This window comes from Micromonospora orduensis, assembly GCF_006228125.1.
GTDB lineage: Bacteria > Actinomycetota > Actinomycetes > Mycobacteriales > Micromonosporaceae > Micromonospora > Micromonospora orduensis.
The window spans coordinates 1-12,435 of the sequence record NZ_VDFY01000195.1; the positions used below are offsets into that span (position 1 = coordinate 1).

Annotated in this window: 9 protein-coding genes and 1 pseudogene; all 10 read left to right on the forward strand. The window is 72.8% G+C overall.

The window, feature by feature from the left end; translation table 11 throughout:
- Positions 1–121: 121 nt before the first annotated feature.
- Complete coding sequence (locus FHG89_RS22475; RefSeq protein WP_139586399.1) at positions 122–1,288, forward strand: inositol-3-phosphate synthase; 1,167 nt, start codon at positions 122–124, stop codon at positions 1,286–1,288.
- Complete coding sequence (locus FHG89_RS22480) at positions 1,272–2,171, forward strand: SCO3242 family prenyltransferase (RefSeq protein ID WP_139586400.1); 900 nt, start codon at positions 1,272–1,274, stop codon at positions 2,169–2,171. The genes FHG89_RS22475 and FHG89_RS22480 overlap by 17 nt, the downstream gene beginning before the upstream one ends.
- Positions 2,168–3,139, forward strand: coding sequence for a sugar phosphate isomerase/epimerase family protein (locus FHG89_RS22485; protein ID WP_139586401.1), 972 nt, complete (start codon positions 2,168–2,170; stop codon positions 3,137–3,139). Before FHG89_RS22480 ends, FHG89_RS22485 begins: the two co-directional genes overlap by 4 nt.
- Before the next feature lie 59 nt (positions 3,140–3,198).
- A complete protein-coding gene (locus FHG89_RS22490; protein ID WP_139586402.1) occupies positions 3,199–3,807 on the forward strand; it encodes an EboA domain-containing protein in 609 nt (202 codons plus the stop codon).
- A gap of 1 nt (position 3,808) precedes the next feature.
- Positions 3,809–4,666 carry a TatD family hydrolase gene (locus FHG89_RS22495; RefSeq protein ID WP_139586403.1) on the forward strand — a complete coding sequence of 286 codons (858 nt, stop codon included), beginning with the start codon at positions 3,809–3,811 and terminating at the stop codon, positions 4,664–4,666.
- Positions 4,666–5,865, forward strand: coding sequence for a metabolite traffic protein EboE (eboE, locus tag FHG89_RS22500; protein ID WP_139586404.1), 1,200 nt, complete (start codon positions 4,666–4,668; stop codon positions 5,863–5,865). The genes FHG89_RS22495 and eboE overlap by 1 nt, the downstream gene beginning before the upstream one ends.
- Positions 5,862–7,277, forward strand: a complete 1,416-nt coding sequence (locus tag FHG89_RS22505; RefSeq protein WP_139586405.1) for an alkaline phosphatase family protein — start codon at positions 5,862–5,864, stop codon at positions 7,275–7,277. Before eboE ends, FHG89_RS22505 begins: the two co-directional genes overlap by 4 nt.
- Positions 7,274–8,341 carry a polyprenyl synthetase family protein gene (locus tag FHG89_RS22510; RefSeq protein WP_139586406.1) on the forward strand — a complete coding sequence of 356 codons (1,068 nt, stop codon included), beginning with the start codon at positions 7,274–7,276 and terminating at the stop codon, positions 8,339–8,341. Before FHG89_RS22505 ends, FHG89_RS22510 begins: the two co-directional genes overlap by 4 nt.
- 217 nt (positions 8,342–8,558) lie before the next feature.
- Positions 8,559–11,414, forward strand: coding sequence for a PQQ-dependent sugar dehydrogenase (locus FHG89_RS22515; RefSeq protein ID WP_208761059.1), 2,856 nt, complete (start codon positions 8,559–8,561; stop codon positions 11,412–11,414).
- Positions 11,411–12,310: pseudogene (locus FHG89_RS22520) on the forward strand (ThuA domain-containing protein); the annotation flags it as partial. The gene FHG89_RS22515 and the pseudogene FHG89_RS22520, both read left to right, overlap by 4 nt.
- Positions 12,311–12,435: the final 125 nt, after the last annotated feature.

Below are 12,435 nucleotides of genomic sequence, written 5' to 3' on the forward strand. Positions count from 1 at the left end.
CGTCCCGGTGAGGGCCGGGCGGGCGGGGCCCCATCCACCCAGGGCGTATCTTTCCGAACAATATTCTGATATTCCTATATTTAGTTACACCGACGGTTCCTCTGGATGAGGAGGGAGCACCATGCGAACGGGTGTCTGGTTGGTGGGAGCGCGCGGTTCGGTCGCGACCACCAGCATCGTCGGAGGGCTCGCGCTGCGAGCCGGCCTGGCCGGGCCGACCGGCTGCGTCACGGAACTGCCCGAGCTGCGCGGTCCCGCCCTGCCGTCCTTCGCCGACCTGGTCTTCGGCGGGCACGACCTGGCCACCACCCCGCTGTGCAAGCGCGCCGAGGCGCTGGCCGACGCCGGTGTCGTCCCCGGCAGGCTGGTCGCCGCGCTCCCCGACGAGCTGGCCGCCGTCGAGCAGGAGCTGCGCCCCGCGCCGGCCGGCGTCACCCAGGCCGACCGGGCCGCCGCCGCCGTCGACGACCTCACCAGCTTCCGGGAACGGCACGCACTGGACCGGGTGGTGGTGGTCAATGTCTCCGCCACCGAACCGACCCCCCGACCGCACCCCGGGCACGCCGACCCCGACGCGCTGCGCGCCGCGCTCACCGGCCCCGACGAGGTGCTGCCGCCCAGCTCCCTGTACGCGTACGCGGCGCTGCTGGCCAGCTGCCCGTACGTCGACTTCACCCCGTCCACCGGGCTGCGGCTGCCGGCGCTGGCCGCGCTGGCCGAGGAGCTGCGACTGCCGTACGCCGGGCACGACGGCAAGACCGGGGAGACCCTGGTCAAGTCGGTGCTCGCGCCGATGTTCGCGATGCGCAACCTGGCCGTGCGCTCGTGGTCCGGGATGAACCTGCTGGGCGGCGGCGACGGCGCCACCCTCGCCGACCCGGCCGCCAACGCGGCGAAGGTGCAGAGCAAGCAGCGGGTGCTCGGCGAGACGCTGGGCTACGTCCCGCAGGGCGGCACCCGGATCGAGTACGTCGAGGAGCTGGGCGACTTCAAGACCGCCTGGGATCTGATCACGTTCGCCGGCTTCCTCGGCACCGGCATGCGGATGGAGTTCACCTGGCACGGCTGCGACTCCGCGCTGGCCGCGCCGCTGGTGCTGGACCTGGCCCGGCTCACCGCCGCCGCGCACGCCGCCGGGCACGTCGGGCCGCTGCCCGAGCTGGGCTTCTTCTTCAAGGACCCGCTCGGCGCCCCCACCCACTCGCTGGCCGAGCAGTGGACCCGGCTGACCGAGTTCACCCGCCAGTTGCACGCCGGCCGGGACGGTGGCCATGACCACGTTGGCTGACGTCGCCGAGCTGGTCCGGGCGCCGGCGGCGCTCTCGGTGCCCGGTGACGTGGTCGCCGGTGCGGCGGCGGCCGGCGCGCTGGGCCCGCGTACTCCCGCCCTGGCAGGCGCGTCGGTCCTGCTCTACTGGGCCGGCATGGCCGCCAACGACTGGGCCGACCGCCGCCTGGACGCCGTCGAGCGGCCCGAGCGGCCGATCCCCAGCGGCCGGGTCACCCCGACCGCCGCGGTCGGCCTCGCCGCCGGCCTCACCGCCGCCGGCGTGGGTTTGGCCGCCGCCGTGGGCGGTCGCCGCGCCGCCGCGCTCGCCGCGCCCCTGGCCGCCACCATCTGGGGGTACGACCTGCTGGCCAAGAACACCGCCGCCGGGCCGGCCGTGATGGCCGCCTGCCGGGGGCTGGACGTGCTGCTCGGCGCGTCCGGCGGCCGGCTGACCCGGGCGTTGCCGGCGGCGGCTACCGTCGCCGCGCACACCTGGACGGTCACCGCGCTGTCCCGACGCGAGGTCACCGGCGCCGACAGGGTTCTGCCGATGCGGACGATGGCCGGCACCGCCCTGGTCGCCGCCAGCGCCGCCGTCGCCGCGCCGGGCACCCGCCGCGCCGGGATCGCGGCGCCGGGCACCCGCCGCGCCGGGATCGCGGCAGTGCTGCCCGCCGTGCTGGCCGGCTGGTACGCCGCCCGGTACGGCGCGGCGCAGGCCGAGGTGGTCCGTGACCCGTCGGCCGGGCGGGTCCGTGCCGCCGTCGGCGCGGGGATCACCGGTCTACCCGCCCTCCAGGGGGCGCTCACGGCACGCGGCGGAGCCGGCCTGCTCGGCGTCGCCGTCGCGGCGGCGGCGCCGTTGGGCAGGCGACTGGCCCGGAAGATGTCCCCGACATGACCGCCCCCGCGCCCCGACCCGCGCCGCCGGCCGCCGACGCGACGACACTGCGCCTGGGGTACGGCACCAACGGTTTCGCCAACCACCGACTCGACGACGCGCTTGCCGTGATCGCCGACCTCGGCTACGACGGGGTCGCGCTCACCCTGGACCACGACCACCTCGACCCGTTCGCGCCCGGCCTCACCCGCCGGATCGCGGCCGTCGGCCGACGACTGAGCGAGCTGGGTCTCGCCGTGGTGATCGAGACCGGGGCCCGGTACCTGCTCGACCCGTGGCACAAGCACGCCCCGACGCTGCTGCACGACGACCCGACGCGGCGGATCGAGTTCCTGCGGCGGGCCGTCCGGATCGGCGCCGACCTCGGCGCCGAGGCGGTCTCGTTCTGGGCTGGCGTACGCCCCGAGGCGGTGTCGGCGCAGTGCGCCTGGGACCGTCTGGTCGCCGGCTGCGCCACAGTCGTCGACGCCGCCGACTCCGCAGGCGTCACCCTCGGCTTCGAACCGGAGCCCGGAATGCTCGTCGAGGACATCGCCGACTGGCGTCGACTGCACACCGCCCTCGGGGCACCGGCCCGCCTCGGCATCACCCTCGACATCGGACACTGCCGTTGCCTGGAGCCGTGGCCGGTGCCGCAGTGCGTCGCCGAGGTGGCCGACCACCTGGTCAACGTGCAGATCGACGACATGCGCCGGGGTGTGCACGAGCACCTGGAGTTCGGCGTCGGCGAGATCGACTTCCCGCCGGTGCTGGCCGCCCTGGCGCAGGCCGGCTACCGGGGCCTGGTCGCGGTGGAGCTGCCCCGCGACTCACACGCCGCACCGGCCGTGGCGGCCCGGTCGATCGAATTCCTACGCGCCGCCGCCGCGACGGCCACCGAGACGGCCACCGATTGCCACCCTGCCAGCACCCTTTGCTCTGCACCCGCCGAGGCGACACCCGCCACAGAGGCTCCGGCGCATATGTAGGTGCAGAGCAAAGGGTGGCGGGGGCGGGCGCCTGGGAGCAGCACGAGGGAGGAGACGGGATGACACCGGATTCACTACGGACCGCACTGCGAGGCGTACCCGATCCCGACTGGCTGGACACGGCGCTGCGCCGGGTCGCGACCGAGCCCACCGAGATCACCCGGCTCTTCCCCGCCGCCGGCCGGCGCTGCGGACGCGGCGCGCTGCCCGACGCCCCCGGCTGGACCGCCGACGACGCGGCGCGGGTGCTGCTGCTCACCGCCCTGCCCGCCGACCACGCCGCGTACGCCGACACCCTCTACCGGCACGGCGACGCGGCCGAGCGGCGGGCTGTGCTGCGCGCCCTGCCGCTGCTGCCGATCGGTGCCGCGGGGGTGCCGCTGCTGCACGACGCGATCCGGACCAACGACACCCGGCTGGTCGCCGCCGCCCTCGGCCCGTACGCCCGGCACCTCGACGCGGCGGCCTGGCGGCAGGCGGTGCTCAAGTGCGTGTTCAGCGGCGTTCCCCTCGCCGCGGTGGCCGACCTGGACGCCCGCGCCGACGGGGAGCTGGCCGCCATGCTGGCCGCGCTGGCCGCCGAACGGCACGCCGCCGGCCGGGAGCTGCCCGCCGACGCCACCGACCTGCTCGACCGGCTCACCGCCGCACTGCCCCGGGAGGCGTGACATGCGCATCTTCGACCCACACATCCACATGACCTCGCGCACCACGGACGACTACGAACGGATGGCCGCCGCCGGCGTCCGCGCCGTGGTGGAACCGTCGTTCTGGCTGGGTCAGCCGCGCACCAGCGCCGCCTCGTTCACCGACTACTTCGATTCACTGATCGGCTGGGAGCCGTTCCGGGCCGGGCAGTTCGGGGTGCGGCACTTCGCCACGGTGGCGCTGAACCCCAAGGAGGCAAACGACCCGCGCTGCCGCCCGGTCCTCGACCTGCTGCCCCGCTACCTGGACAAGGACGCGGTGGTGGCGGTCGGCGAGATCGGGTACGACTCGATGACCCCGGAGGAGGACGAGGCGTTCGCCGCCCAGTTGGCCCTCGCCGTGGCGCACGACCTGCCGGCGCTGGTGCACACCCCGCACCGGGACAAGGCGCGCGGATGCGAGCGAACCCTCGCCGTGGTCGCCGAGTCCGGCATCGACCCGGGACGGGTGGTCGTCGACCACCTCAACGAGGTGACCGTCAAGCTGGTCCGCGACAGCGGCTGCTGGCTGGGCTTCTCCATCTACCCGGACACCAAGATGACCCCGTCGCGGATGGTCGGGTTGCTGCGCGAGTACGGCACCGAACGGATGCTCGTCAACTCGGCGGCCGACTGGGGGCGCTCCGACCCGCTGCTGACCCGGGCCACTGGCGAGGCGATGTCGCAGGCCGGGTTCAGCGACGACGACATCGACAGGGTGCTGTGGCGCAACCCGGTGGAGTTCTACGGGCAGTCCGGTCGACTCGACCTGAGCGACCTGGAGGACCCGGCCGCCGTGGACCCGCAGACCGGCAACTCGATCCTGCGCGGCGGCAGCTGATGCGGCTGCGACATGCCGGCGGCGACACCGTCCACCTCGGGTACTGCACGAACGTGCACCCCGCCGAGGACCTCGCCGGCATCCTCGGTCAACTGGACACCTACGCCGTGGCCGTCCGCGAGGCGCTCGGCAGCGACCGGCTCGGCCTCGGCCTGTGGCTGGCCGCCCCGGTCGCCGCCGAGCTGGCCGCCGACCCGACGCTGCGCCGCCGGCTGCGCGCCGAACTCGACGCGCGCGGGCTGGAGGTGGTCACCCTCAACGGCTTCCCGTACGCAGCCTTCCAAGCCCCGGTGGTCAAGAAGGACGTGTACCACCCCGACTGGACCACCGAGCAGCGGTTGACGTACACCCTGGATCTGGCCCGGGTGCTCGCCGACCTGCTGCCCGACGACGCGGCCCGCGGCTCGATCTCCACCCTGCCGCTGGCCTGGCGGCAACCCTGGGACGCCGAGCGGGCCGACGCGGCCCGACGCCGGCTGGACCAGCTCGCCGCCGGCCTGGCGGCGGTGCAGCGGGACACCGGCCGCGAGGTGCGGGTCGGCTTCGAACCGGAGCCGGGCTGCGTGGTGGAGAGCACCGGTCAGGCCGCCGCGCTGCTGTCCGGGATGGACACCGAGCGGTTGGGCATCTGCCTCGACCTGGCCCACCTGGCGTGCGCCTGGGAGGACCCGGTGGCGGCACTGGACCGGCTCCGGACGGCCGGGCTGCCGGTGGTGAAGGTGCAGGTCTCCGCCGCCGTCGAGGCCGCCGACCCGGTCGGTGGGGCCGACGCGCTGCACCGTTGGGTGGAGCCGCGCTTCATGCACCAGACCCGGGGCGCCGGGTGCGCCGGCGGCAGCGACCCCGCCGACGAGGCGTACGCCGCCGACGACCTGGACGAGGCACTGGACCGGGCGCTGCCCGGCCCGTGGCGGGTGCACTACCACGTGCCCCTGCACGCCCCGCCGGAGGAACCGCTCGGATCGACCCTGCCCGTTCTGCGCGCCGCACTGAGAGCGCTCTACAGCGGCCCGGCCGCCGGGTGCGACCACCTCGACGTCGAGACGTACACCTGGGGGGTGCTGCCGGCCGCCCGGCGGCCGGGCACCGACGCGGAGCTGGCCGGCGGAATCGCCGCCGAACTGGCCTTCGCCCGTGACGAACTGGTCGGCCTCGGGCTGACCCCGGAACGCACCCTGAACACGGGAGTGACGCGATGAGCCGACGACTGGTGGTCCTCGACGTGGTGGGGCTGACCCCGCGACTGCTGGCGCACATGCCCCGGCTGCGCGGGGTCGCCGACGGCGGCTTCCGGGCCGAGCTGGGCACCGTGCTGCCCGCCGTGACCTGCTCGGTGCAGTCCACCTTCCTCACCGGCGAACCGCCCAGCGGGCACGGCATCGTCGGCAACGGGTGGTACTTCCGGGAGCTGGGCGAGGTGCTGCTGTGGCGGCAGCACAACGCGCTGGTCGGCGGGGAGAAGCTCTGGCAGGCGGCCCGCAAGGCCGAGCCCGGCTACACCGTGGCCAACGTCTGCTGGTGGTACGCCATGGGCGCGGACGTCAACTGGACGGTCACCCCGCGTCCCGTGTACTACGCCGACGGGCGCAAGGAGCCGGACTGCTACACCGACCCGCCGGAGCTGCACGACGCGCTCACCGGCCGGCTGGGCACCTTCCCGCTGTTCACCTACTGGGGGCCGACGGCCGGGCTGCCGTCGTCGCGGTGGATCTGCCAGGCCGCCGAGCAGATCCTCGCCGACGTGTCGCCCGACCTCACCCTGGTCTACGTCCCGCACCTGGACTACGACCTGCAACGCTTCGGTCCCTCGTCGGCCCAGGCCGCCGCCGCGGCGGCCGAGCTGGACACCGTGCTCGGGCCACTGCTGGACGCCGCCCGCGCCCGCGACGCCACAGTCGTGGTGCTGTCCGAGTACGGCATCACCGACGTGTCCCGCCCGGTGGACGTCAACCGGCTGCTACGCGCCGAAGGGCTGCTGCGGGTGCACACGCAGGCCGGCATGGAGTACCTCGACCCGTGGACGTCGAAGGCGTTCGCGGTCGCCGACCACCAGGTCGCGCACGTCTACGTCAAGGATCCGGCCGACGTGCCGGCGGTGGCGAAGCTCTGCGCCGGCCTGCCCGGGGTGGCCGAGGTCCTCGACGCCGAGGGCAAGGCCGCGCACGGGCTGGACCATCCGCGCGCCGGTGAGCTGGTGCTGGTGGCCGAGCCGGACGCCTGGTTCACCTACTACTACTGGCTCGACGAGGCCCGCGCGCCGGACTTCGCCCGGCTGGTCGAGATCCACCGCAAGCCCGGGTACGACCCCGCCGAGCTGTTCTTCGACCCGGCCAACCCCGGGGCGGCGAAGCTGCGGGCGGCCAAGGCGCTGGCCCGCAAGAAGGTCGGCATGCGGTACCTGATGAGCGCCGTCGGCCTGGACGCCGGCGCCCGGGCGGTACGCGGTTCGCACGGGCGGCTGCCGGACGACCCGGCGGACGCCCCGGTGCTGCTCTGCTCCGACCCGGGCGCGGCCCGGGAGAAGATCGCCGCCACCGAGGTCAAGGGGCTGTTACTGGAGCTGGCCGGGTTAGGCGCCGACGGTGCGGACGGGTCGGGGGAGCGGACATGACGGTCACCGTCGCGCCCACCGACACCAGCGGGCTGCGGGCGCGCTTCGACGCGGAGCTGGCCGCGTTCCTCGACCGGCAGGGGCCGGACTGGCCGGACGGCGCGCCGCGCGGGGTGTTCACCGCGCTGCAACGGTTCGTGCTGGCCGGCGGGAAGCGGCTGCGTCCGCTCTTCTGCTACTGGGGTTGGCGCGGGGCGGGCGCCGCCGACGGCAGCCCCATCGTGGTGGCGGCGGCGGCCCTGGAGCTGTTCCACGCGTTCGCGCTGATCCACGACGACATCCTCGACGGCAGCGACCGCCGTCGGGGTGAGCCGTCGGTGCACCGGCTCTTCGCCGACCTGCACGCCCGTTCGTCCTGGCGTGGCGACCCGGAGGCGTACGGGCGCAACACCGCGCTGCTCTGCGGCGATCTCTGTGCGGCCTGGTCGGATCAGATGTTCCACGAGTGTGGGCTGGACACCGAGCAGGTGCACCGCGGCTACGGCGTGTTCGCGTTGATGCGTACCGAGGTGATCGCGGGGGAGTACCTGGACCTGGTCTCCGGGGTGGGCGACGGCTCGGTGGCCAGCGCGCTCACGGTGATAAGGATGAAGGCGGCCCGCTACACGGTGACCCGCCCCTTGCAGATCGGCGCCGCGCTGGCCGGCGCCGGGCCCGAGCTGATCGAGGCGCTGGGCGAGTTCGGTGACCCGCTGGGCGACGCGTTCCAGCTGCGCGACGACGTGCTGGGCGTCTTCGGTGACCCGGCGGTCACCGGCAAGTCGGTGCTCGACGACCTGCGGGAGGGCAAGCCGACGGTGATGATGGCGCTGGCCCGCAGCGCCGCCGACCGGACGCAGACCGCACGGCTGCGGGAGCTGTTCGGCAATCCCGCGCTGGACTCCGACGGGGCGGCGGAGCTGCGGGCGATCATCGAGGGGACCGGCGCGCGGGAGCGGATCGAGCAGATGATCCGGGTCCGTACCGAGGCGGCGCTGACCGCCCTCGAGAGCGCCCAGGTGGCCGACGAGGCCCGGTCCGCGCTTGTCGCGTTGGCCGCGCAGGCGATCGACCGCAGCGCCTGAATCCTGCCGACTTTCGGTGAGATCGACGAAAGTTGTTGCCGGATCACCGGAAGGTATAGACACATCGACATGCCACAATTTAGTGTCGTGACCAACACGACAATGTTTCGTCGAGGTGAACCGGCGGCGCGGTAACCCATCGACCTCCACCACCGCTACGGCATCCGGCGCGACGGCGCGCGCCCGGCCTGGCATCCGTCAGGAAGGGACAGCACAGATGTCCATGAAGGACGCACCCACCCACCGGTCCCGACGATGGTTCTCCGCCGGATCGGCACTGCTGCTCACGATCGCGGGCGGCACCGTCGCACTCGCGCTCGACGCCGCACCGGCCCAGGCGCACACCATCACCGCAAGCGACTTCCAGCAGGTCGAGCTGGCCCGCGGCGTCTCCGACATGGGCGAGCCGATGTCGCTCGCCGTGCTGCCGGACCGTTCGGTCCTGCACACCGCCCGCAACGGCACCCTGCGCCGCACCGACGCGGGTGGCACCACCTCGGTGATCGGCACCCTGGCCGTCTACAACCACGACGAGGAGGGGTTGCAGGGCGTCGGGGTCGACCCGAACTTCGCCACCAACCGGCAGATCTTCCTCTACTACGCCCCGCCGCTCTCCACCCCCGGCGGCGACGCACCCGCCACCGGCACCGACTTCTCGGCCTGGCAGGGAGTGAACCGCCTCTCCCGGTTCACCCTCAACGCCGACTTCACCATCAACCAGGCCAGCAAGGTCGACGTGCTCGACGTCCCGGCCGACCGCGGCCTGTGCTGCCACGTCGGCGGGGACATCGACTTCGACGCCGCCGGCAACCTCTACCTCTCCACCGGCGACGACACCAACCCGTTCGAGTCCGCCGGCTACTCGCCCCTGGACGAGCGGACCAACCGCAACCCGGCGTACGACGCCCAGCGCAGCGCCGGCAACACCAACGACCTGCGCGGCAAGATCCTGCGGATCAAGGTGAACGCCAACGGGACGTACTCCATCCCGTCGGGCAACCTGTTCGCGCCCGGCACGGCCAGGACCCGCCCGGAGATCTACGCGATGGGCTTCCGCAACCCGTTCCGGATCAGCGTCGACAAGGCCACCGGCGTCGTCTACGTGGGTGACTACGGGCCGGACGCCGGCTCCACCAGCTCCACCCGTGGACCGTCCGGTCAGGTCGAGTTCAACCGGGTCGCCGCACCGGGCAACTACGGATGGCCGTACTGCACCGGCACCAACACCACCACCGAGACGTACAACGAGTGGGACTTCGCCACCAACACCGGCGGGGCGAAGTACAACTGCACCGGCGGGCCGACGAACAACTCGTTCCGCAACACCGGCCTGACCACCCTGCCGCCGGCCCAGCCGGCCTGGATCCGGTACGCCGGCGACGCCGGCACCCCCACCGAGTTCGGCGGCGGCTCCGAGTCGCCGATGGGCGGCCCGGTCTACCGGTACAACGCCTCGTCGACCTCCACCACGAAGTTCCCGCAGTCCTTCGACGGGCAGTTCTTCGCCACCGAGTTCGGCCGGGGCTGGATCAAGCCCATCCACGTCAACGCCGACGGCTCCCGGGGCACCATCGACACCTTCCCGTGGGTCGGCAAGCAGGTGATGGACTCGGCGTTCGGCCCGGACGGCGCGTACTACGTGCTCGACTACGGCACCGGATACTTCAACGGTGACGCCAACTCGGCGCTCTACCGCTTCGACTACGTCGGCGGCGGCAACCGGGCGCCGTCCGCGGTGGCCAGCGCCAACCGCACCTCCGGCGCCGCCCCGCTCGCGGTGACCTTCTCCTCGGCCGGCTCGTCCGACCCCGAAGGTGGCGCGCTCACCTACTCGTGGGCCTTCGGTGACGGCACCACCTCGACCGCCGCCAACCCGACGAAGACGTACACCACGAACGGCACCTACACGGCTACGCTGACGGTGCGGGATCCGCAGGGCGCCACCGGCAGCAGCAGCGTGCGGATCAGCGTCGGCAACACCGCGCCCACGGTGACCATCAACAGCCCCGGCAACGGGCAACTGTTCAGCTTCGGTGACACGGTGCCGTTCAGCATCACCGTGACCGACCCGGAGGACGGCACGATCGACTGCACGAAGGTCAAGATGACCTACGTGCTCGGTCACGACCAGCACGGGCACCAGATCACCTCGAAGACCGGCTGCTCCGGCTCGATCACCATTCCGGTCGACGGTGAGCACGACGATGCGGCGAACATCTTCGCGATCTTCGACGCCGAGTACACCGACGCCGGTGGGCTGACCACGCACACCCAGCACACGCTGCCGCCGCGGCACCGGCAGGCCGAGTTCTTCGGCACCTCGTCCGGGATCAACGTGTTCAGCAAGACCCCGGCCGAGGGCGGCAAGACCGTCGGCGACATCAACAACGGCGACTGGATCGCGTTCCAGCCGTACCGGCTGGGCAACGTGACCTCGTTCACCGCCCGGGTCTCCTCGGCGGGTGCCGGCGGCACCCTCCAGGTCCGGGCCGGCTCGGCCACCGGCACGGTGCTCGGTTCGGCCACGGTCCCGGTGACCGGCGGTTGGGAGACGTTCACCACGGTCACCGGGGCGATCAGCAACCCGCCGACCGGTACGACGACGCTCTACCTGACGTTCGCCGGATCGGGCACCGGGGCGCTCTTCGACCTGGACGCGTTCACCTTCGTCACCGGTACGCCACCGGCCGGCGGGACGGGCGCGATCAAGGGTCTGGGCGGCAAGTGCCTGGACGTGCGCAACGCCGCCACCGCGGACGGCACCCAGATCCAGATCTACACCTGCAACGGCAGCGCCGCGCAGACCTGGGCGGTCACGCCGAACTCGACGATCAAGTCGTTGGGCAAGTGCCTGGACGTCTCGGGTGGCGCCACCGCCGACGGCACCAAGATCCAGCTCTGGACCTGCAACGGCACCGGGGCGCAGAACTGGTCCGCCCAGGCCGACGGCACGCTGCGCAACGTGGCGTCCGGCAAGTGCCTCGACGTCTCGGGCAACAACTCGGCCGACAGCACGGTGGTCCACCTGTGGACCTGCACCGCCGCCGCCAACCAGAAGTGGACCCTGCCATGAGAATCCTGCGACCCGTCCTCGGCGCGGCGATGGCCGCCCTCGCCGTTCTCGCCTGCACCACTCCGGCCACCCCGGCCAGCGCCGCTGACGCCCCGTACGACGTGCTGGTGTTCTCCAAGACCGCCGGCTTCCGGCACGACGCGATCCCGGTCGGCATCCAGACCATCCGTGACCTGGGCGCCGCGAACAACTTCACGGTGACCGCCACCGAGGACGCCGCCGCTTTCACCACCGGCAACCTCGCCCAGTACGAGGCGGTCGTCTTCCTCAACACCACAGGCGACGTGCTCAACGCCAGTCAGCAGACCGCCTTCGAGTCGTACATCGGCTCGGGTCGCGGGTACGTGGGCGTGCACGCCGCCGCCGACACCGAGTACGACTGGCCGTTCTACGGCAACCTGGTCGGCGCGTGGTTCGCCTCGCACCCGGCGATCCAGCAGGCCAACATGAAGGTCGAGGACCGGGGTCACGCGGCGACGGCGCACCTGCCGCAGACCTGGACCCGCACCGACGAGTGGTACAACTACCGCACCAACGCCAGGTCCACCGCGCACGTGCTGGCCACCCTGGACGAGTCGTCGTACTCCGGCGGCGGCATGGGCGCCGACCACCCGCTGAGCTGGTGCAAGAGCTACAGCGGCGGCCGGTCCTTCTACACCGGCGCCGGGCACACCCAGGCGTCGTACGCGGAGCCGGCGTTCCGGGCGCACCTGCTCGGCGGCATCCGGTACGCGGCCGGCCGGAGCAAGGCCGACTGCCGGCCGGAGACCGGCTACACCCCGCTGTTCAACGGGTCGACGGCCGGTTGGTCGCAGGCCGGTCCGGGCAGCTTCACCAATTCCGACGCCACCCTCACCTCGGTGGGCGGGATGGGGCTGTTCTGGTACAACGCCAAGCTTGATCTTTAACCTGTGCGTCGTGGCCTCGGGCTATTCGGGGTCTTCGTTTTCTTGGTGTTGCTGTTCGGCTTGTTGCTGGTGGCGGCTGTGACGATGTGGACGTCGTGGCGGGCGGCTCGGTG

Excerpts from the sequence above, each read along its gene's own strand:
- FHG89_RS22475 (WP_139586399.1), top strand. The coding sequence starts at position 122 with ATGCGAACGGGTGTCTGGTTGGTGGGAGCGCGCGGTTCGGTCGCGACC.
- FHG89_RS22480 (WP_139586400.1), top strand. The coding sequence starts at position 1,272 with ATGACCACGTTGGCTGACGTCGCCGAGCTGGTCCGGGCGCCGGCGGCG.
- FHG89_RS22485 (WP_139586401.1), top strand. The coding sequence starts at position 2,168 with ATGACCGCCCCCGCGCCCCGACCCGCGCCGCCGGCCGCCGACGCGACG.
- FHG89_RS22490 (WP_139586402.1), top strand. The coding sequence starts at position 3,199 with ATGACACCGGATTCACTACGGACCGCACTGCGAGGCGTACCCGATCCC.
- FHG89_RS22495 (WP_139586403.1), top strand. The coding sequence starts at position 3,809 with ATGCGCATCTTCGACCCACACATCCACATGACCTCGCGCACCACGGAC.
- eboE (WP_139586404.1), top strand. The coding sequence starts at position 4,666 with ATGCGGCTGCGACATGCCGGCGGCGACACCGTCCACCTCGGGTACTGC.
- FHG89_RS22505 (WP_139586405.1), top strand. The coding sequence starts at position 5,862 with ATGAGCCGACGACTGGTGGTCCTCGACGTGGTGGGGCTGACCCCGCGA.
- FHG89_RS22510 (WP_139586406.1), top strand. The coding sequence starts at position 7,274 with ATGACGGTCACCGTCGCGCCCACCGACACCAGCGGGCTGCGGGCGCGC.
- FHG89_RS22515 (WP_208761059.1), top strand. The coding sequence starts at position 8,559 with ATGTCCATGAAGGACGCACCCACCCACCGGTCCCGACGATGGTTCTCC.